This is a genomic window from Amycolatopsis cihanbeyliensis (assembly GCF_006715045.1).
Classification (GTDB): domain Bacteria; phylum Actinomycetota; class Actinomycetes; order Mycobacteriales; family Pseudonocardiaceae; genus Amycolatopsis; species Amycolatopsis cihanbeyliensis.
In genome coordinates this window covers 1,057,110-1,076,965 of sequence record NZ_VFML01000002.1, presented here as the reverse complement: position 1 = coordinate 1,076,965, position 19,856 = coordinate 1,057,110, and the positions used below count along the sequence as shown (strand labels likewise).

Here is a 19,856-nt window from a genome sequence, read left to right as displayed (position 1 = left end):
TTGCGGACGTCAGACGTCGCGAACGGCACTATTGGGACATTCAACGTCCCGAAAGCCACGTTCAGGGCACTTACCCCGTGCTGAGGGCGAGCAGTGTGGTGGCGGTGGCGGTCTCCACGCAGGCGCCGAGGACATCGCCGGTGATCCCGCCGAAGCGGCGCAGGCACCGCCACAACAGCGCGGCGGCGGCCAGCAGCCCCAGCAGCACGGCGAGTGGCCCACGCCACCACACGAGGCCGGGGGCGAGTGCGGCCAGCGCGGCCAGCCCCAGTAGCACGGCGGCGGCCGCCGGCAGGGCGACCGTGCCCGCCACCGCGCTGCCGAGGCCGTCCGGTCGAGCGGAGGGGACGCCGCGGGCGCAGCACAGGATCACGGCGGCGCGCCCGGCGACCACCGCGATCGCCACGGCCGCCACCCCGTGCCCCGCCCGCACCGCACCGGCCGTGGCCGCGCACTGCACGAGCAGCACGAGCAGCAGGGTGGCGACCCCGGACGGCCCCGAGTCGCCGGTGCGCATCACCGCCAGCGCCCGCCGCCGGTCGTAGGAGGCGGCGAGCCCGTCCGCGGTGTCCGCGAGGCCGTCCAGGTGCAGGCCCCTGCTGCCGAGCGCGACGACTCCGATGGCAAGGCCGGCGGCGGCCAGCGCGGGCAGGCCGAGCGCGTCCCCACCGGTCAGGACCAGGCAGCCCAGCACGGCGAGGGGTACCGCGGCGAGCGGCGCGAGCAGCATGGCCCCGCCCGCCACCCGCCGGTCGACGGTGCTCGGCGCCGGCACCGGCAGTGCGGTGAGCGTGCCGAGGGCCATCCGCAGCGCGTCCAGCACGGAACCCGCTCAGGCGAGGTCGAGGTCGGCCAGGGAACCCATCCCGGCGAGCACGGCGCGAGCCGAGCGCAACACCGCGACGGCCTGCACGGCGCCACTGCCCTCACCGAGCCGCAGGCCGAGGTCCAGAATCGGGTCCAGGCCCAGCGCCTTCAGCGCGAAGGCCTGCGCGGGCTCGGTGGAGCGGTGCCCGGCCAGCCACCAGCGCTCGGCCCCCGGCGCCAGCTCCCTGGCCACCAGCGCCGCGGCGCCGGAGAACACCCCGTCCAGCAACACCGGAACCCGCCGGGCCGCGGCCTGCACCAGGAACCCCGCGGTAGCCGCGGCGCAGGCGCTGCCCAGGGCGGTGAGCAGGTCGAACGGCTCGGCCGCGCGGTGCCCGGCCCGGTCGAGGGCCGCGCGGACGATCCCGACCTTGCGGGCCCGGCCCGCGTCGTCCACCCCGGTGCCGCTGCCTACCACGTCCTCGGCCGGCAGCCCGAGCGACGCGGCGACCAGCGCGGCGGCGACCGTGGTGTTCCCGATCCCCATGTCCCCGGGAATCAGCAGCTCGGCGCCGGCGTCGAGCTCCTCGTCGGCGACCGCGCGCCCGGCCGCGAAGGCACGCTCGGCCTCGCCCGCGTCGAGCGCGTCGGCGGTGTCGATCGAGCCGGAGCCGCGCCGGATCTTGTGCCGGACCACCTCGGGTGGCACGTCCGGCTCCCCGTCCACCGCGATGTCCAGTACCCGTACTCGGGCACCGGCCTGGTCGGCCAGCACGCCGACCCCGCTGACGCCGGAGAGGAACACGCGGACCATGGCCGCGGTGATCTCCCTTGGATAGGCCGACACCGCCGCGCGCTCGGCCACCCCGTGGTCGCCGGCGAACACGACCACCCGCACGTCGTCGAGTGCGCGCGGGGGAACGCTGTCGTGCGCCGCGCTGAGCCAGGCGGCCAGCTCCTCCAGCCTGCCCAGGGCACCCAGCGGTTTCACCAGCCCGTCAAGGCGGCGCTCGGCTTCCGCCCGGGCTCGCCCGCTCGGCTCCGGGATCGGTATCCGGGGGTTGGTCACGGCAAGCCCCTCTCCTGTAGTCTGAGTATCCGCCCGGCCACGATCAGTTGCACGGCGTCGGAGTGCCTGGCGACCTGGCTGTTCAGCGACCCGAGCACGTCGCGGAACACCCGACCGGACACCGTCGGCGGCACGATTCCCATCCCGACCTCGTTACTGACCGCGATCACCGGCACCCGTGCGGAGCGCCAGGCGTCGACGAAATCGGTCAGCCGCTCGTCGATCCGCTCCTGCCAGCCCTCGGTCTGCCGCCAGGCACCCACCTCGTCCAGGACCCGGCTCAGCCAGGTGCCGAGGCAGTCGATCAGCAGCGGGTCGGACGCCGTACGCAGCACCCCGGCGAGATCGGTCGTCTCCACCGTGCGCCAGTGTGCGGGCCTGCGTTCGCGGTGAGCGGCCACCCTGGCGGCCCACTCCGGGTCGTCCTCGCTCGGCGGTAACCCGGCCGCCACGTAGGTGACCTCGGCATGCCGGGCGCACAGCCGTTCGGCATGCCGGGACTTGCCGGAGCGCACCCCGCCGAGGATCAGCACCCGACCGTCGTCTCCCGGGTGGCCCGTGTAGCGGCGTAACGCCCGTACCCCGGCCTCCAGCCGTGCGGCCACGAGAGCGGCGAGCCGTCGCGTCGGTTGCGTCGTCATGCCCGGCATTCTCGCGGACAGATTAGGGTGCGTGCCGTGCTGACCCCACATTCGGCGACCGCGGCCGGCATCCTCGCCGGTTACCTGGCCGACGCCGCCTTCGGCGACCCGCGGCGCGGCCACCCGGTAGCGCTGTTCGGGCAGGCGGCCGAGCGGCTCGAACGGCGCGTGTGGGCCGACTCCCGCCCGCGCGGGCTGCTGTACACCCTGGCGTGTGCCGGGGCGGTGACCGGCGCGGGTGGTGTGCTGCACGTGGCCACCAGGGGCAGGCCGGTGGCGAGGCTGGTGAGCACCGCGGCGGCGACCTGGGCGGTGCTCGGTGGGCGCGGGCTCGCCGCCGAGGGTGCGGCGCTCGCCGCCCTGCTCGAGCGGGGCGACGTGCAGGGTGCGCGGGCCAGGCTGCCGCATCTGTGCGGGCGTGACCCCGCGGGGCTGGACGCCGAAGGGCTGGCCAGGGCCGCCACCGAGTCGATCGCGGAGAACACCTCGGACGCGGTAGTCGCGCCGCTGCTGTGGGGCGGGGTGGCCGGTGTTCCCGGCCTGCTCGGGTACCGGGCGCTGAACACCCTGGACGCGATGGTCGGCCACCCCTCGGCGCGGCACCTGCGGTTCGGTTGGGCCTCCGCCAGAGCGGATGACCTTGCCAACCTGCTGCCCGCACGGCTGAGCGCCGCCGCGGCGACGGTGGGCGCGCCGCTGGTGGGCGGCAGGCCGGCACGGGCGTGGCGAGCGTGGCGGCGGGACGCCCGGCAGCACCCGAGCCCGAACGCCGGGCCGGTCGAGGCGGCCTTCGCCGGGGCACTGGGCGTGCGGCTGGGCGGCCGGAACAGCTACCAGGGCCAGGTCTCCGACCGTGGCACGCTGGGCGACGGCCCGCCGCCCGGACCAGCCGCACTGCGCGGCGCGGTCCGGCTCTCCCGGATCGTCGGGCTGGCCGCGCTCGGGGTGAGCGTGGCACTCGCTCGGCGTCACCGGCGGGTCAGCTGACCGCTGCCGCGGCGGCGTGGTGCGTGGTCCGCGGCCGCAGCACCCGCTCGACCAGCGCGCCGAACACCAGGCCGAGGCCGGTCCACAGCACCAGCTGGGTGCCGAGCGAGGCGAGCCGGAAGGTCCACAGGGTGGAGCCGGGGAACTCCGGCGGAACCTCGTCGACGACCGGCATGAGTACGGCGCACACCGCCATCACCACGAGATATCCGCCCGCGCCGAGCAGGCCGCCCTGCCAGCCGCCGAGTCGGTCGGCCAGCTTGCGGCCCGCGTACACGGCCACGATGGCGACGAGCACGGAGATCCCGGCGAACCCGAAGTAGAGCGCGGTGCGCGAGCCGATGGTCTCGCCGCTGCCGACCGCGGGTGGGTTCGCCGGGTACTTGAGGAAGGGCACCAGCACGACCACCACGAAGGCACCCGCCGCGAGCAGCGCGGCGGACAGCCGGGGGCGCAGCGCGCCGACCCTGCCGTGCAGTACGGCGAAAGCCAGCGCGAACAGGCCGCCGACGGCGATGCCGTAGCCGGCGACCCCGGTGAGCAGGCCGACGGTGCTCTGTACGTCCCGGCTGACCAACGCCTCCTCGCCGCCGTGGTCGTGTGCCGCGGCATCGGGTTCCTGCCCGTGCGAGTGGGCGGCACCACCGGCCTCCTCGATGCCGATGGCGGCGTTCACCGAAGGCTCACCGAAGAAGTAGGCGAACAGGGTGGCCAGCAGGCCGGCGGCCAGGCCCGCGACCATGCCGCGGACCAGCAGGGTCCTCATCATCCGAGTACTGTCCTCTGTGGTCGCGGATCAGTGGCAGGGGAAGGCGAGCAGGTGCCTGCCGTCGTGCACGAACTCGTGCACGTAGCCACCGGAGAACAGTGCGGTCGCACCTTCCTCGGTGCTCACGAAATACAACACGACGAACGCCAGAATCCCGACGAAAACCGCCCAGGGAATGATCTCGCGAAGTGGGATCTGAACCGGGATCGGCTGGTCGACCGCTGCGGACGCGTGCGTCATGGCGAACCTCCTGGGCGTAACGCGGCCCTGCTGGAACGGTGGCGACGGCGGCGGGTCTGACTTCCGGGTGCGACGTCGAACCCGGTCACAGTGGCGCGACCGTGCGGTATTTCACCGGCTTCCGGCCACCATCGCTTGAACCGGTTGAGCGTAAGTTCGGCGGTTCGCCGATGTCAATGCGATCCGGCTGTGACCTGGCACCTGCCGCCCGAACAGCGCATCCGGCCGCGCGCGCCGACCACACCGCGTCGGACGGCGCACGCCCCGAGAGGTGGCCGTGCCCCGAGTGGGTGTGTGATTCCTTGCGGCGAGGGCATTTTTCGGACGGGCGTTATCCGTGAGCGGCAGGCAGCAGGGAGGGCTATTCAGAACGACCCGGCGACCGCGGGCCGCCAGGCCCGTGCGAGCGGTCGTCGCAGGCCACAGCGCTGGTGAGTCATACTGCGGATCTGAATAGCCCGACTATCGAACAAGACACAGGCTCTCCACGGCGCGGACCCGAAGGTCCAGCCGGGTGGAGCTCACGTCGCGCGCGGTCCTGCGAGCGCGGGCGATGGTGTCCAGGGCGGCGTCGAGTACCCCCGCGCGGGCGTAGGACTCGGCCAGCCACGTCTGGTGGAGGGCGACCTCTCGGGCGTGCTCGGGGGTGTAGGCCGCGATGGCTCCGGACAGCAGTGGTTCAGCGGTGAGCGGGTCCCCCAACTCGATCAGGCAGCGCCCCGCCATCACGTCGATTTCCTTGCGGTCCAACCAGTAGACCCACTCCGGTTCTTCGACTCCGGCCGACCGTTGTTCGTAGGCGTCGTCCACCGTGTCCAGTGCTCGTTGTGTGCCGTCGCGGTCCCGGGCGCGTGCGGCCGCCCAGGCCACTCGTTCCAGCAACAGCGCCCGGACAACGGGTGTTGTGGTGCCTTGGGTGCCTTTGACGGCGGAGCGGGCCAGTAGTGCCGCGTCGGCGGGATTGCCGACATTGGCAACCTGGTAACTCAGGCTGGAGAGGAGTTGTCCGGCTAGTGCATGGTCGCCCGCGTCGCGGGCGGCGGAGACCCCGGAGAGGTAGACGCGCTGTGCCTCGGTGTAGTGCCCGGCATCGCTGGCGACCCATCCGGCGAGCTGTGCGAGCTCGCCCACGACGGTCAGCAGTCGGCGGCCGGTCCGCTCGGTGTAACTTGCTGCCCTGACGACGGTCTGAGCGCTGATGAGTTCCTCACGCACCAACGGAAAGAGGTCCCGACCGCCGATCACGTCATCGAGGTGGCGGAGTTCGATCACGCGGCGTTCCAGCTTGCCCGCCAAGGTCGCCCCGACTCGCCGCCCGGCCGCCGGGTGAACCTCGGCCGGGACGTCGGTCACCAGCCATTCATGAGCGACCCGCAACGGGTCGTCGGGAGAGCCGTAGGGGGTGCCCACGGAGACGTTCAGGGCGTGGGCATAGGCGGTGACGTGCTCGGGCTTGATGGCGCGTTTTCCGGTCTCCAGCAACCCGAGTAGCGGCTTGCTGTAGTGCGTGCGGGCAGCCATCGCGGACAGGCTCACCCCAGCGGCCTCGCGGGCCGCCCGCAGACTCACGCCCAGGTCAGGCACCCCGCCTCACCACCTGTGGACGACGGTAGACGCCACACCCATTCACATCACCCCACTGTGATGACGAGGCTACAGGGTGGGGCCGACTGGGTGCTGTACGTGTTCGGCCCGAAGAACGCCCCGGAGGCGGTGGCGCATGTGTTCCAGTGGGATACCTGCGCGGACGTGGTGATCCTGCGCGGCGAGGACGACGCGACGGCCTACCGGGTGCCCACCTTCCCGGATACCGATGTGTTCGCCCCGGAATTGGTCTCGTGGCACTACCACGCCTCGGCGGTCTGGACGTTGCGGGCGGTGCTCACGATCGACCGTCCGGGTCATCCGGACGCCCCGATGGGGGTACTTCGGCCGGTTCCCGGCTGTGGGGTGCCGATGGAGATACGGCGGCCGGTCGGCATCCGGCCGACTTCGCTCGCGGGTCGTCGGCCCGGGTGGGGCGAGCAGGGTTCCGCGCGACCGGCGCGGGTTCCTAGGGTGAGTGAGATCGAAGGAGGTCACGGCAGTGGGCAAGGACAATAATGATCACTCGGTGGAGGACGACAAGCAGACCGGCAAGGACCTGGACCCGGACAAGTTCGAGGACGATAAGTGACCATCGCTGCCAGCGATGACGGCGTGCGCACGCTGATCGCTGAATCGCACTCGGCAGGGAACCTCCCGGCCGAGTGCCGTTCAGCGCTGCGCGCGGTCCCGCGTGAGTGGTTCATCCCGGCCCGCATGTGGGTGCAGGAGACCGAGGACGAGCCGTATCAGGCAGTGGATCGGGCCGTGGAACCGGATCGCTGGCTGGCGGCGGTGTATTCCAACCGGGTGATCGTGACTCAGTTCGATGACGGGGCGGTCGTGTGGCCGGAGGTCGGCGACCGGCCCACGTGTTCGGCGTCCATGCCGTCGGTCGTCACGGGCATGTTGGCCGAGCTGGATGCGAGGCCGGGGCACGCGGTGTTCGAGGTCGGCACGGGTACAGGATGGAGTTCCGCCCTGCTCGCTCATATCGTCGGTGGGCAAGGGAAAGTCACCACGGTGGAGATTGACCCGACACTGGCGGCGGATGCGCGGAAGCGTCTGGATGCGGCCGGTTTCACCGAGGTGGACGCCCGGCTGGCCGATGGCGTGGCGGATGTCCTCCCGGACACAGTGGATCGGATAATCGCGACGGTAGGTGTATACATAGGACAGTTGTCATACCCGTGGGTGGGCGCACACTCGGCCGGGCGGCGTGATCCTCGCACCGATGCGGGCTGACCTCGCGTCCGGGCCACTGGTGCGGTTCGTCGTCGGCGAAGACGGGACCGCGACCGGGCACACTGCCGCCATGCAAGTCGGTTTCATGGAACTACGCTCGCACCGGGTCGCCACTGATCCAGTTGGGGCACAACGGTTCGACGACCCAGCGGCCGAGATCACCCACACCGATCTCGCGCCGTGGGTGCCGCTGCTGGCCGATGATCACCGCTGGCCGATCGCGGTGGCGGTGCCGTCGTGCCGGGTGAACGTGTGGGAGCGCACCGAGGATCGACCCGGGGTGGCGTGGCTGCGTGATCCGCTGTCCGGGTCGTGGGCCAGCGTCGTGCCGGAGGGTGCGGGTCGGTATGTGGTCCGGCAGTTCGGGCCGCGCCGGTTGTGGGACGCCGCCGAGGCGGCCTACCGGTGGTGGCAGCGGCGCGGAGAACCGCCGTTGTCGGCGTGGGAGTGGACCATCACCCCGGACCGGCAGAGCGTCACCCTGCCGTCCGGTTCCGGTCACTGAGAACGGCCGTATCCGCGAATGCGGGCAGCCGAAGGGAAACCCTGCGCGGGTGGCATCGTGGGGTCCTCTGTGGTCGACGGCGTGGTGCCGGAGGCGGACGTGTCCTGCCCCGCGCGCCGCTGACCTCGCGACGCGATTCGAAGGCCACCTCGGCACGCCGGGGTGGCCTTCGACATGCGCGAGGGGAGTACCGCCGCATCCTGCAGGATGATGAGTGAAAGTGCGCGTAATGGTCGTTGACCACGCATAAATAAGCAGATACGGTGAGTTGTGCGCGCGGTGGCCGAGAGTCGGCCTTACCTGTACCGGATGGGGAGTTCATGTCGCGGTCGTTCATGGAGCAGGAGATCGCCAGCCAGCCCGAGTGCTGGCAGCGGGCGGTCGAGCTCGCCGGTCCGGCGGGCAGCGCGGCCGGGCCCGCCCTGCCGCGTCCCGGCCGCCGGGTCGCCGTGGTCGGTTGCGGCACCTCGCGGTTCATCGCCGAGTCCTATGCCGTGCTGCGCGAGTCGACCGGCCTCGGGCACACCGATGCCTTCGCCGCCTCGGAGTTCCCGCGCGGACGCAGCTACGACGAGTTGGTGGCGATCACCCGCTCCGGCACGACGACCGAGGTGCTGCGGTTGTTGGCGGAGGTGCGTGGCCGGATCCCGACCACGGTGATCACCGGCGTGCCCGGCGAGGTCGCGTCCAGGGCGGACACCGTGGTCGACCTGTCCTTCGCGGATGAGCGGTCGGTGGTGCAGACCCGCTTCGCCACCAGCACCCTCGCACTGCTGCGGGCCCATCTCGGGGAGCGCATCGACCAGGCCATCGCCGAGGCCAAGACCGTGCTGGGCGCGCCCGTTCCGGCCTACCTCCGCAGTGCGACCCAGTTCACCTTCCTCGGTACCGGGTGGACGGTCGGGATCGCCAACGAGGCCGCGCTGAAGTTCCGGGAGGCATCGCTGGCCTGGGCCGAGTCCTATCCCGCATGGGAGTACCGGCACGGCCCGATCAGCATCAGCGAGCCGGGGCGGGTGACCTGGATGTTCGGCGAGCCGCCCGCGGGGCTCCCCGCCGATGTGCGCAGGGCGGGCGGGACCTTCGAGGCGAGCTCGCTGGATCCGCAGGCCGAGTTGGTCCGCGCGCAGCTGGCCGCCGCGGCGCTGGCCTGGGATCGCGGCCTGGACCCGGACCGGCCCCGCAGCCTCACCCGTTCGGTGGTGCTGCATTGAACGGTTCCGCGCGACGTGCGGTCGTGGCGCTCGATGTGGGTGGCACCGAGATCAAGGCCGCCTTGCTGGGTGCGGGGGCGGAGGTGTTGGCCGGCGAGCGCGTGCCGACCCGGCGAGGTGCGCACGGGACGGCGACGGGCGATTCGGTCGCGGACCAGGTCGTCGAGCTGGTCCGCAGGCTGCGGGCAGCGGCGGACGGGGCCGAGGTCGTCGCCGTCGGCGTGGTGGTACCGGGCATTGTGGACGACGTGGCCGGGATCGCCAGGTACTCAGCCAACCTCGGCTGGCGGGATGTTCCGTTCGGCCGGCTGCTCGGGGAGCGGATCGACCTTCCGGTCGCGTTCGGGCACGACGTCAGCGCGAGCGGGATCGCCGAGTGGCGCCTGGGCGCGGCACGGGGTTTCCGCGATGTCGCGATGGTCCCGGTGGGTACCGGGATAGCGGCGGCACTGTTGCTGGACGGAAGGCCCTACCGCGCGGGAGGGCTGGCCGGTGAGCTCGGGCATGTCGACATCGGTCATGGCCTCCCCTGCGCGTGCGGGGCCTCCGGTTGCCTCGAGGTCACCGCGTCCGCGTCCGGGGTGGCGCGGCGCTATGCCGAGCGCACCGGGATCGCGGTGCCCGGCGCGGCCGAGGTGGTGCGGGCCGCGCGCCAGGGTGACGAGGACGCCGCCGCGGTGCTGGGGGATGCCGTGGACGGGCTCGGCAGGGGGCTGCGCATCCTGACCACCCTGCTGGCGCCGGAGGTCATCGTGCTCGGCGGCGGGCTGTTCGGTGCGCGGGAGTTCATCCTGGACCCGCTGCGTTCCTGGCTGGCCGGGCGGCTGACCTTCCAGCGGCTTCCCGAGCTGCGGGTCGCCGAGCTCGGTGCCGAGGCGGGCTGCCTCGGTGCGGGCCTGCTGGCGTGGGACGCGACATGATCCTCACCGTCACACCCAACACCGCGCTGGACGTGACCTACACCCTCGAACGTCTGGTGCCGGACGCCACCCACCGCGCGCTCGCGGTGCGCAGCAGGGCAGGCGGCAAGGGGATGAACGTGGCGCGGGTGGTGCGGGCCGCCGGCGGGGAGGCTTGCGCGGTGGGTACGGCGGGTGGCGCGGAGGCCGCGCTGCTCGGGGCCGATCTCACCGCCGCGGGGCTGCCGCACGAGCTGGTGCCGATCGGCGGCAGCACGCGGAGAACCGTCACGCTCATTTCTACTGTGGACAGTACGACCACGCTGGTGAACGAGCCGGGGCCGGAGCTCGCGCCCGCGGAGTGGGCCACGCTCACCGGCACCGTGCGGCGGTTGCTGCCCGCCGCGGGCGCGCTGGTCTGCGCGGGCAGCCTGCCACCGGGGGCGGGCGGCTACACCGACTTGCTCGCGCTCGCCGGTGACCTCCCGACCATCCTGGACACCTCCGGCGCCGCACTGACCGCCGCGCTGCCCGCCCGCCCGACGGTGGTCAAGCCGAACGCGGCCGAGCTGCGCGAGGTCACCGGCCACAACGATCCGGTGGCCGCGGCACACCGGCTGCGCGCGGCGGGCGCCCGTGCCGTGGTCGTCTCGCTCGGCGCGGACGGCCTGCTCGCCGTCACCGCGGAGGGGGCATGGCATGCCCGACCCTCGAGGCCGCTGACCGGCAACCCGACCGGTGCGGGGGACGCCGCCGTCGCGGGTATGGCGCTGGAACTCGCCGCGGGTTCCGCCTGGCCGCGGGTGCTGCGCCGGGCCGTGGCGCTGTCCGCGGCCGCCGTGCTCGGCCCGCTCGCCGGGGATGTGGACCTCGAGCACTACCAGCGCGAGTACGAGGCCGTGATCATCGAGGAGGACCATGCCACTGGCAGCGACAGCTGACATCGTCGGTCCCGCCGCCGCCCGGCGCGCGGGCTGCGGCGCGTTCAACGCGATCCAGCTCGAACACGTGCACGCGATCATCACGGGCGCGGAGGCGGCCGGAGCCCCGGTCGTGCTCCAGCTCAGCCAGAACGCCGTGCGCTACCACGGTTCGCTCGCCCCACTCTGCGCGGCGGCACTGGCCGCGGCGCGCTCGGCCGAGGTGCGGGTCGCCGTACACCTCGACCATGTGGAGTCCCCGGAGCTGGTGCGCGCGGCGGTCGAACTGGGCTGTGGCTCGGTGATGTTCGATGCCTCCGCCCTGCCCTACCTGGAGAACGTGAGCGCGACAAGGAAGGTGGTCGAGTACTGCCACGGCGCCGGGGTCTGGGTGGAGGCCGAGCTGGGGGAGATCGGCGGCAAGGACGGGGTGCACGCGCCCGGTGCCCGCACGGACCCCGCCGAGGCGGCCGAGTTCGTCGCGGCCACCGGGGTGGACGCGCTGGCCGTCGCGGTCGGCAGCTCGCACGCGATGGTCACCAGGGACGCCGTGCTGGACTTCGAGCTGATCGCCAGGCTTCGCGAAACGGTGCCGGTTCCCCTGGTGCTGCACGGATCCTCCGGCGTGCCGGACGAGTCCCTGCGGATGGCGGTACGGGCAGGCATGACAAAGATCAACATTGCCACCCAGCTGAACAAGGAGTTCACCGCCGGGGTGCGGGAACGGCTGGAGCGGGAGCCGAAGGCCGTGGACCCGCGCAAGTACCTCGGTGCGGGCCGCGACCGGGTCACCGCCGAGGTCACCCGCCTCCTGGGGGCACTCGACGCCGGGGGCTGAAAGTCCCAAGCGGGACGGACCCGCCCGGGTTCACGCGGTGACGACCTCGACGCCTTCGGTCTCGAAGGCGTCGATCATGGTGGGTTCCGCTGAGATATCGGTGATCAGCATGTTGACCTCGGTGGCCGGGCAGATCTGGGCGAACGCGTGCCCGCCGAGCTTGGAGCTGTCGGCGACCACCACCACCTGCCGCGCCCTGGAGGCCATCAGCCGGTTGATGCTCGCCTCGCCCTCATGGTGGGCGTAGGCGCCGCGCAGCGGGTCGATCGCGTCCACACCGAGGAACACCAGGTCGATGGTGATCTCGTCGAGGATCCGGGTGGCCAGCGGGCCGGTGAGCTCGAAGGAGTGCTGCCGGGCCACGCCCCCGGTCACCACCAGCTTGATGTTCGGCCGGACCGCCAGCTCGTTGGCGATGTTCAGCGCGTTGGTCACCACCACCAGCGCGGGCGACTCGCCGCGGTCGTTCAGGTCCGGCCTGGTGGCCAGCGCCCTGCCGACCTCGGTCGCGGTGGTGCCGCCGTTCAGTCCGACCACCATGCCGCGCTCGACCATGCGCACCGCGGCGGCGCAGATGCGTTGCTTCTCCGGGGCGTGCCGGGCGGCCTTGTGCCGTAGCGGCAGGTCGTAGGCGACGTTGCTGGCGACGGCCCCGCCCCTGGTTCGGGTCAGCAACTGGCGCTCGGCAAGGTGGTCGAGATCGCGGCGGATGGTCGCGGGGGAGACTTTGAGTTCCTCGGCGGTCTCGTCGACGTCGATCTTGTCCCGCTGCCCGACCATGTCGAGCAGCGCACCCAGTCGCTCGTGCCGGTCCACGCCACGCTCCTCCGCAGTGCAGCTAAGCGGCGCCGCAATCCGCCGCTCGGACGAACGTACTACGAAGGAGCGTCGCGTTCGGCCAGGACACCCGAGAAAGGGCCCTGAACGTGGCTTTCCGGACGCTCAGCGTCGCGAACGGCACATCTGAGACATCTGACGTCTCGAACGCCACGTTCAGGGCTTCTCCGAGTCGGGTCCGGGATGCGGAGTCCGCCAGCGACCACGGGTGAAGTCCGGGACGGGCATCGGCAGGCTGCCGTAGCGCACGGAGAGCGCCGACAGCGCGAACGGCGCGTTCCACGCGGCCGCGTCGTAGACATCCATGTCCGGCGGCAGGCCGAGCCGCATGGTCTGGCCGAGGCGGTAGAGCATCAGGTAGTCCATCCCGCCATGCCCGCCGGGCCCCGGGCCGACCTCCTTCCACAACCAGTGGTCGTGCTCGGCATAGTCGTCCCAGTCCCGCCAGCGGTGGTCGGTCGCGTCCGGCTCGAGGTAGATCCGCGGCGGGTAGTCCTCGAAGACGCCTTTCGTCCCGGCCAGGTGGTTGAGCCTGCTGTACGGGTGCGGGCTGGACACGCCGTGCACGAGGTGGATGACCCGCCCCTGCTCGGTCTGAAGCAGGCTCATCGTCACGTCCCCGTTGACGTAGCGCTCCCGCCACTTCGGGTCCCCCTCGGGGACGTGTCGCGCACGGTAGTCGGCGAGGCCGAGCGCGGGGGTGCTCATCGAGGTCATCCGCACCAGCCGGTCGCCGCGGTTGATGTCCAGATAGGACGCGACCGGCCCGAGGCCGTGGGTCGGGTACAGGTCGCCGTCCAGCCTGGTGTGCCAGTCCCTGCGCCACTGGTCCGCGTAGTAGGTGTCGGAGAACAGCAGCTCACGCAGGTCGTGCAGGTAGGCGCCGGAACCGTGCAGCAACTCGCCGAACATCCCCTCGTGCGCCATCCGCAGCGCACGCAGCTCGTTACGGCCGTAACAGCAGTTCTCCAACTGCAGGCAGTGCCGCCGGGTCTGCTCGGAGGTGTTCACCAGCTCCCACAGGTCCTCGACCGTGGTGGCGATCGGGCACTCCACGCCGACGTGCTTGCCGGACCGCATCGCGGCGAGTGCCATGTCCACGTGCCAGTCCCAGGGCGTCACCACGTAGACGAGGTCGACGTCGTCGCGCCGGCACAGCCACTCGAAGGCGTGCTCACCCTCGTCGAAGGTCGCGGGGGCGGGATATCCCTTGCCGGTGATCACCGAGGACGCCTTTGCCACCTTGGCCGGGTCGACATCGCAGACCGCGGTGACCCGCATTCCGGGCACCGCGAGGAACAGCGGCAGCATCGCGGAACCCCGGTTGCCGAGGCCGATGATGCCGACCCGCACCTGCGCCCTCGGTTCGAACGGGACGCCCATCATCGTACGGCCGCGCCGCGGTGGCCAGGAACGATCCTCGGCGCCGAGTACCTCGGGTGGCTGCTGGCCCGCCGCGGCGGCGCCGAGCTGCCCGGTGCCGAGCGCGGCAAGGGTGGTTCCGGCAATGGCCCCGGTACGCAGCGCCGCGCGCCGGGAGACACCGTGCTCGGTGCTCGTGCCGGGTTCGTGGTCGGGTTGGTTGTGCTCGGGCTGTCCGTGCTCGGATTCTTCCTTGGCGGCCATGCGAACCTCCTGGACCATGTGGGGACCGGCCGACGCTTGCGCATGAGCTTCCGCGCAAAGATGCATGTTAGTCAAGAGTTTCACTTAGATTCAAGCAAAATTGAGCAGGACTGCGCAGTGGGAGAGGGCGTCGAGCCGACACCTGGGGTCGTGCCGTGGTCAGCCGAGTGACATCTGCGCCCAGCACAGGAGGATGAGGAGTGCGGGGCCGCGGCTGAGCTGGATTATCAGCCCGATCGGCACGCCCCCGAATCCCATATCCAACATGGGGGAGACGTACTCGATCGGAGGGCGGGTCGCGATCCGGTAGGTGACCAGCACCGCGCCCACGATGGAGATCGCCGTAGCGAGGATCCGCATGCTCGGGATCGCCGGGCTGGTCGCGAGACCCCACAGGAGCGTGCCCGCGGCCGGAACGACGAGGTGGGCGAGCAGCAGGACCCGATCCCGTCCACCGATCGCCCGACGCAGTGCCGCCGAACCGAAGACGACTCGCAAGCCGTTGGCCAGGCGAGTCGTCACGAGGAACGCGGCGACCAGGTGCACGGCGGGAACGAGCATCGCCGGTAGGACGGCGGTTGCCAGATACGGTACGGGCAGCAGACACAGCCATAGCGCGACGGCTGCCCGGTTTCGCCGCAGGCGGGCGATGTCGGCCCTGATCAGCGCGGTGACCCGGCGACCGCTCAGGGTCGCGGATCGTACCCTGCCGATGCCGCGCATCCTGCGTAGGAGCAGCAGCGACCAGAGAATGGTCGGTTCCAGGAAGGTCGTGGCCACCGCCGTGGCCTCGGCGATATCGCGGCCGGACGCCAACGCCGCGCGGGTCAGTCGTCCCAGCGCACGACCGGCCACCCAGACCGTGACCACGCAGATGGTGAGCGTTGACGCCAGCGCCCACCACGTGGCGTCGGCGCCGAGCGGCACACTGGCGGACGGCCGCGTCCCCGGCGCCAGCAGCAGCACCAGTACCACTGCGCCCGCACAACCGATCAGGGCACCGGACAGCAGGAGTTGGGTGCGACGGATGGCCTTGGGGCGCTGTTGAACCAGCACAGTGATCGATACCGCGGCTGTACCGGCGAAGCCGGTGCACATGAGCCAGGGCACCGAGCCGGCCGCGGGGAGTTGAGCGGCGATGACGGCCACGACGCCGATCGCGACTCCTCCGGCCGTCCCCATGCAGAGCAGGAGCAGGTAGACCCGGAGGAGGAGGGAGCGACGGTCGATCGGGCTGGTCAGCAACCACGCCTGCACCGGACTCCGAACCAGAACAGGCCCGAAAGTGAGCAGCAACTTGACCATCGTGATGAGGAGGAGAACGATCGCGATCACCGCGACCCACCGAACCAGCGGGACGATCTCGGGTCTGATCAAGGGAAGGAACCTGCCCGACTGTTCGAGCCCCGCCTGCGCCGCGCCGGTGACCAGTCCCGCGAACATCGCCACGTACAGCGCCGCGTCCGCGGCCGCCATCAGCCGCAGGCGTAGCGGTCGCTTGTGTGCCCGGGCACGGATCAGGCGGCGCGCCTCGCGTGCCGGGCGTGCCGCCGCCGCGTGCCGTGTGTGCAACGTCAACGACCGATCTGGACGAGGTCATCCGCCAGTGCGTCCAGCAGCGTCGCATCATGTGAAGCGAAAATGACCGCGTGGCCGAGTTCCTTTTCTTGTGCGAGCCGGCGCGCGAGCCAGCGGCGCCCGGATGCGTCCAGCCGCTGCTCTGGCTCATCCAGGACAAGTGCCCGACGAGGACGCACCAGGCAGGAGGCCAGGCCAAGGCGGTGCCGCTGCCCGGTCGACAATGTCACCGGCAGTTGATCGCTCGCGGAGGACAGCCCGACCTCCTCGAGAACGCGGTCGACGGTCGACTCGGGGTGTGGGTCGGCATGTGCCCACGCGTACAGGCGAAGATGCTCGAGTACGGACAGGTCCGGAAAGTAGTCGGCGTCGTCCAGCAGGCAGGCCAGTGCCGCACGCGTGCCCGGGTCGGACTCGTCGAGTCGGCCACCGTCGAGCAGAACCTCCCCCGAGTCCAGCGTCTCCGCTCCGACTGTGCAGCGCAGCAGGGTGGACTTACCCGACCCGTTCGGCCCCACGATCCCCACCGCCTGGCCCGGTCGCACCGCGAAGCTCACCTGCTCCAGAACCGCGAGCGAACCGAAACGCTTGTTCGCCGCACGAACTTCGAGGACGCGGTCGGATTCCGGGTGCGTACGTTCGCGGCACACAACATTCCCCTTCGGCCCGTAACCGGTCCCAGGGTACGGCGGTCGGGGGTGTCACCTGACGGGCGGCCGGGGTGGACCCGCCCGCCCCGTACTGAACCGATCTGTGCGCAAGAGTTGCCAAGTAGCTGTTGACAGATGCGCAAAATAGCACAAAACTGCGCACCAATGCGCAGACAGTGCGCGTTATCTGACCTTCGATCGGGTGGTGGCCATGAGATCAGCTCCTACCAGGGCCCTGGCCGCGGGCGTGGCCGTGGTGCTCGCGGCCGCGGGGTGCGGGACCGACACCGGTGCGGGCTTCGGGGAAAACACGACGCCGGGCGCGGCCGAGTACTTCGAGACGCCCTGCCCCGAACCCGGCGTGCAGCCCCCGGGCGAACACCTGCGGTACTGGTCCATGTGGACCGCGGACGAGCCCCAGGGCAGAGTGCTGCAGCACGCCATCGAGTGCTTCGAGAGCAAGACCGGGGTGACCGTCGATGTGCAGTGGCTCGGCCGCAAGGTGCTCACCCAGAACGTGTCGCCCGCGCTCAACACCGATGAGGTGCCCGACCTGATCGATCAGGACCTCAGCCAGATGAACGCGGCCATCGTGGCCCCCGGCGGGACGCAGAGCGTCGAGGACGTGCTCACCATGAAGGTAGGGGAGGGGGACCGGACCGTCGAGGACGTGCTGGCGCCGTACTCCTACCAGCTACCGCAGAACGCCGATGCCGAGGGCGAGCGGTTCCTGATCCCGTACGAGCTGATCACCAACGCGTGGTGGTTCGACCGCAACGCGGTGCGGGACTTCTCGCCCCCGGACACCATCGACGAGATGTTCGCGCTGTTCGACAAGGCCAAGGCGAACGGGAAGGCCGCGATCAGCCAGGACGGCGACATCAAGTTCTACAACTCCTACTTCTTCACCCAGCTGGCCGCGCGCTTCGTGGGGCCGGGCGGGCTCGCCGAGGCGGCGGCGGACCGCAGCGGCCAGGCGTGGAAGACCGAACCGGGTTTTCTCGCCGCGGCGAGGATCGTGGAGCGGCTCGCCAAGGGCGGCTACTTCGTCGACGGCTGGAACGCCTCCAAGTTCCCGCAGGTGCAGCAGCGCTGGGCGGACGGCGAGTCGGCCTACACCTACAACGGGAGCTGGCTGCCCAGCGAGGCGCGCGAGTATCTCGGCAAGCAGGGTGGCGGCCGCACCATCGACTTCGGCTCGTTCCAGTTCCCGATGCCCGATGGTGCCACCCACGACATCGTGGAGGTGCTGCCGATCGGCTTCTCGGTGACGGCCAAGGCACGCAACGCCGACACGGCCAAGGCGTTCATCGCCTACGTGCTGAACAAGGACATCCTGCAGGGCATCCCCACCGTCAGCGACAACCTCGCCCCGCGGACTGACCTGGAGGTGCCGGACGACCTCGCCGACGCGAAGGCCGCGCTGGACGCCGAGGGCAAGGAGCACACGCTGGTGATGGACGGGCTGGACGGCATGTTCGGCGGAACCTATGTGGACAACGTGTTCTTCCCGGCCGATGACGCGCTGCTGAACGGGAAGCTCACCGCGCGGCAGTTCATCGACCAGCTGGCCAGTGAGTCGGCCGAGTACTGGAGGTCGAGGGGCTGATGGCGCGTCCCGCCGGCAGGCAGGGCGCGCATCTGGCAGGCAAGCGGCGGCTGTTCTGGCCGCTGCTCGCCCCGGCCATGGCGCTGTACCTGATCTTCCTGGTCGTTCCGACAATCATCACCGCGGTACTGAGCTTCACGAGCTGGGCGGGGGCGGGCGACACCCCGGAGTTCACCGGCTTCGACCAGTACCGCGAGTTGCTCGGCAGTGACTCCTTCCAGCACGCCTTCCTGAACACGCTGGCCTACATCGTGGTCGGCGGGGTGGGCACCTTCGTGCTGGCGTTCCTGTTCACCATGGTGCTGCGGGACATGCGCGGTGGCAGGTTGGTGCGGGCCGTGCTGTTCTTCCCGAACATCGTCGCGCCGGTGGCGCTGGGCATGTTTCTCGGATTCGTGTTCAAGTACCAGCCGAACAAGCAGGGCCTTGCCAATTTCCTGCTGGAGGGCGTCGGCCTGGACGCCGTGCAGTTCCTGCGCCCGGAGAACGTCACCTACGCGGTGATCGGGGCGCTGATCTGGGCGAGCTCGGGCTTCTACATCACCATCCTGATGGCCGCGGTGGATCGCATCCCGCCGTACCTCTACGAGGACGCGGAGATAGCGGGCGCCTCGCCGTGGCAGAAGTTCCGCACGGTCACCCTGCCGCTGACCTGGGACGTGGTCGGGGTGGCCGGGGTGTTGTGGACGATCAACGCGATGAAGATCTTCGAGCTGGTGTTCGTGCTGGCCGGGCCGGGCACGTACTCGCCGCCGATCGAGTCCTGGACGCTGGGCATCTACGTGTTCGACCGTTCGTTCGGCACCCGCGGCACCCCGGCCTACGGCGTCGCCTGTGCCTGTGCCGTGATGATGATCGTTCTGGTGTCCGTGTTCGTCGTGCTGCTGCGACGGCTGATGCGCCGAGACGCGATCCAGTTCTAGGGGGCGTTATGTCGACAGTAGAAACGGCGACCCGGAAACCACCGCGCCGGCCGAAGCCCGCGCCGGGATCGCGGCGTACCAGCCCGTTACGGGTACTCGGGATGGTCGTGGTGTTGCTGTTCACCGCGTTCAACGTGTTCGTGCTGTACTGGCTGCTGGCCTCCTCGTTCAAGACGCCGGTGGAGATCTTCACCCAGCCGTTCCAGCTTCCGCGGCAGTGGTTCGTGGTCGGCAGGCCGCTGCGCAACTTCATCTACGCCTGGAGCCAGGCAGGGTTCGGCTCGGCCTTTCTCACCACCGTGCTGCTGGTCGCGGCCGCCGCGGTCACGGTGGTGCTGATCTCCGCTCCGGCCGCGTACGCGCTCACCAGACTCGGTTTCCGCAGCTCGAACGGGATGACGAACTTCATCGCGGTGGGCATGGGCGTGCCGTTCCAGACGGTGATCATCCCGCTGTTCGTCGGGATGTCCGAAGTCGGCCTGACCAACAACCTGTTCGGCCTCTACCTGATCTACGTCGCGCTCTCGCTGCCGTTCACGGTGTTCCTGCTGACCGGCTTCTTCCGCTCGCTGCCGGACGAGATGGAGGAGGCCGCCGCCATCGACGGTGCCTCACCCGTGCGCACCTTCGTCTCGATCATGCTGCCACTGGCCAGTGGCGGGCTGATCACCGCGCTCATCCTGAACACCATCGGGCTGTGGAACGAGACCCTGCTGGCCATCGTGTTCCTCCAGGACAACGCGAACTTCACGCTGGGGAGGGCGCTGTTCACCTTCTACGGCGCCGCGAGCTACCAGTCCGAGTACGGCGGCCTCATCGCCGGCATCACCATCGTCGTGCTGCCGATGCTGGTGCTCTACGTCGTGCTGGCCAGAAGGATCATCACCGGCCTGACGCTCGGTGCGGGGAAGTAGG

General features: G+C 70.7%; 21 protein-coding genes. 11 read left to right on the top strand and 10 right to left on the bottom strand.

The window, feature by feature from the left end:
• Nucleotides 1-70 precede the first annotated feature (70 nt).
• Genes FB471_RS33530 through cobU form a run of 3 tightly spaced genes read right to left on the bottom strand, consistent with a single transcriptional unit; the run spans nucleotide 71 to nucleotide 2,517 of the window.
• The gene (locus FB471_RS33530; RefSeq protein ID WP_142003989.1) at nucleotides 71-805 is read right to left on the bottom strand and encodes an adenosylcobinamide-GDP ribazoletransferase; all 735 of its coding nucleotides are present in this window, start codon (nucleotides 803-805) and stop codon (nucleotides 71-73) included.
• 27 nt (nucleotides 806-832) lie between these two features.
• The gene (gene cobT / locus FB471_RS33525; protein ID WP_211358310.1) at nucleotides 833-1,876 is read right to left on the bottom strand and encodes a nicotinate-nucleotide--dimethylbenzimidazole phosphoribosyltransferase; all 1,044 of its coding nucleotides are present in this window, start codon (nucleotides 1,874-1,876) and stop codon (nucleotides 833-835) included.
• Nucleotides 1,873-2,517, bottom strand: coding sequence for a bifunctional adenosylcobinamide kinase/adenosylcobinamide-phosphate guanylyltransferase (gene cobU / locus FB471_RS33520; RefSeq protein WP_170221082.1), 645 nt, complete (start codon nucleotides 2,515-2,517; stop codon nucleotides 1,873-1,875). Before cobU ends, cobT begins: the two co-directional genes overlap by 4 nt.
• A gap of 36 nt (nucleotides 2,518-2,553) precedes the next feature.
• Here cobU and FB471_RS33515 point away from each other — a divergent pair, with 36 nt between their 5' ends.
• Entirely contained in the window at nucleotides 2,554-3,504 is a 951-nt protein-coding gene (locus tag FB471_RS33515) for a cobalamin biosynthesis protein (protein ID WP_142003815.1), read from the top strand.
• On the opposite strand, the gene FB471_RS33510 is transcribed toward FB471_RS33515, so the two are convergent.
• From FB471_RS33510 to FB471_RS33500, 3 genes are all read right to left on the bottom strand, one after another.
• Nucleotides 3,497-4,273: a CbtA family protein gene (locus FB471_RS33510; RefSeq protein WP_142003814.1), complete on the bottom strand. Its 777-nt coding sequence runs from the start codon at nucleotides 4,271-4,273 to the stop codon at nucleotides 3,497-3,499. The genes FB471_RS33515 and FB471_RS33510 overlap by 8 nt on opposite strands.
• A gap of 27 nt (nucleotides 4,274-4,300) precedes the next feature.
• The gene (locus tag FB471_RS33505; RefSeq protein WP_142003813.1) at nucleotides 4,301-4,513 is read right to left on the bottom strand and encodes a CbtB domain-containing protein; all 213 of its coding nucleotides are present in this window, start codon (nucleotides 4,511-4,513) and stop codon (nucleotides 4,301-4,303) included.
• 462 nt (nucleotides 4,514-4,975) lie between these two features.
• Nucleotides 4,976-6,097, bottom strand: a complete 1,122-nt coding sequence (locus FB471_RS33500) for a helix-turn-helix domain-containing protein (RefSeq protein WP_142003812.1) — start codon at nucleotides 6,095-6,097, stop codon at nucleotides 4,976-4,978.
• Nucleotides 6,098-6,157: 60 nt separating this feature from the next.
• Here FB471_RS33500 and FB471_RS33495 point away from each other — a divergent pair, with 60 nt between their 5' ends.
• From FB471_RS33495 to FB471_RS33470, 7 genes are all read left to right on the top strand, one after another.
• Complete coding sequence (locus FB471_RS33495) at nucleotides 6,158-6,616, top strand: hypothetical protein (protein WP_246076850.1); 459 nt, start codon at nucleotides 6,158-6,160, stop codon at nucleotides 6,614-6,616.
• A 69-nt stretch (nucleotides 6,617-6,685) separates the two neighbouring features.
• Entirely contained in the window at nucleotides 6,686-7,342 is a 657-nt protein-coding gene (locus tag FB471_RS35435; RefSeq protein WP_246076849.1) for a protein-L-isoaspartate O-methyltransferase family protein, read from the top strand.
• Nucleotides 7,332-7,847, top strand: coding sequence for a methyltransferase domain-containing protein (locus FB471_RS35430; RefSeq protein WP_246076848.1), 516 nt, complete (start codon nucleotides 7,332-7,334; stop codon nucleotides 7,845-7,847). Before FB471_RS35435 ends, FB471_RS35430 begins: the two co-directional genes overlap by 11 nt.
• 320 nt (nucleotides 7,848-8,167) lie before the next feature.
• The gene (locus FB471_RS33485) at nucleotides 8,168-9,061 is read left to right on the top strand and encodes an SIS domain-containing protein (RefSeq protein ID WP_142003811.1); all 894 of its coding nucleotides are present in this window, start codon (nucleotides 8,168-8,170) and stop codon (nucleotides 9,059-9,061) included.
• 23 nt (nucleotides 9,062-9,084) lie between these two features.
• Nucleotides 9,085-9,981, top strand: coding sequence for an ROK family protein (locus FB471_RS33480; protein ID WP_246076847.1), 897 nt, complete (start codon nucleotides 9,085-9,087; stop codon nucleotides 9,979-9,981).
• Complete coding sequence (locus tag FB471_RS33475; protein ID WP_142003809.1) at nucleotides 9,978-10,901, top strand: 1-phosphofructokinase family hexose kinase; 924 nt, start codon at nucleotides 9,978-9,980, stop codon at nucleotides 10,899-10,901. Before FB471_RS33480 ends, FB471_RS33475 begins: the two co-directional genes overlap by 4 nt.
• A complete protein-coding gene (locus tag FB471_RS33470; protein WP_142003808.1) occupies nucleotides 10,879-11,718 on the top strand; it encodes a class II fructose-bisphosphate aldolase in 840 nt (279 codons plus the stop codon). Before FB471_RS33475 ends, FB471_RS33470 begins: the two co-directional genes overlap by 23 nt.
• 30 nt (nucleotides 11,719-11,748) lie before the next feature.
• Here FB471_RS33470 and FB471_RS33465 read toward each other — a convergent pair whose 3' ends face one another.
• The 4 genes from FB471_RS33465 to FB471_RS33450 form a co-directional block, all read right to left on the bottom strand.
• Entirely contained in the window at nucleotides 11,749-12,534 is a 786-nt protein-coding gene (locus FB471_RS33465; RefSeq protein ID WP_142003807.1) for a DeoR/GlpR family DNA-binding transcription regulator, read from the bottom strand.
• A gap of 177 nt (nucleotides 12,535-12,711) precedes the next feature.
• Nucleotides 12,712-14,181, bottom strand: coding sequence for a Gfo/Idh/MocA family protein (locus FB471_RS33460; protein WP_142003806.1), 1,470 nt, complete (start codon nucleotides 14,179-14,181; stop codon nucleotides 12,712-12,714).
• 159 nt (nucleotides 14,182-14,340) lie between these two features.
• Nucleotides 14,341-15,759 carry a DUF6297 family protein gene (locus FB471_RS33455; protein ID WP_142003805.1) on the bottom strand — a complete coding sequence of 473 codons (1,419 nt, stop codon included), beginning with the start codon at nucleotides 15,757-15,759 and terminating at the stop codon, nucleotides 14,341-14,343.
• The gene (locus tag FB471_RS33450; protein WP_142003804.1) at nucleotides 15,756-16,409 is read right to left on the bottom strand and encodes an ABC transporter ATP-binding protein; all 654 of its coding nucleotides are present in this window, start codon (nucleotides 16,407-16,409) and stop codon (nucleotides 15,756-15,758) included. The genes FB471_RS33455 and FB471_RS33450 overlap by 4 nt, the downstream gene beginning before the upstream one ends.
• Before the next feature lie 211 nt (nucleotides 16,410-16,620).
• Here FB471_RS33450 and FB471_RS33445 point away from each other — a divergent pair, with 211 nt between their 5' ends.
• The 3 genes from FB471_RS33445 to FB471_RS33435 are packed head-to-tail and all read left to right on the top strand — an operon-like array spanning nucleotide 16,621 to nucleotide 19,855.
• Nucleotides 16,621-18,018 carry an ABC transporter substrate-binding protein gene (locus tag FB471_RS33445; protein ID WP_142003803.1) on the top strand — a complete coding sequence of 466 codons (1,398 nt, stop codon included), beginning with the start codon at nucleotides 16,621-16,623 and terminating at the stop codon, nucleotides 18,016-18,018.
• Complete coding sequence (locus tag FB471_RS33440; protein ID WP_142003802.1) at nucleotides 18,018-18,941, top strand: carbohydrate ABC transporter permease; 924 nt, start codon at nucleotides 18,018-18,020, stop codon at nucleotides 18,939-18,941. The genes FB471_RS33445 and FB471_RS33440 overlap by 1 nt, the downstream gene beginning before the upstream one ends.
• Nucleotides 18,942-18,949: 8 nt before the next feature.
• Nucleotides 18,950-19,855, top strand: a complete 906-nt coding sequence (locus FB471_RS33435) for a carbohydrate ABC transporter permease (protein WP_142003801.1) — start codon at nucleotides 18,950-18,952, stop codon at nucleotides 19,853-19,855.
• Nucleotide 19,856 lies beyond the last annotated feature (1 nt).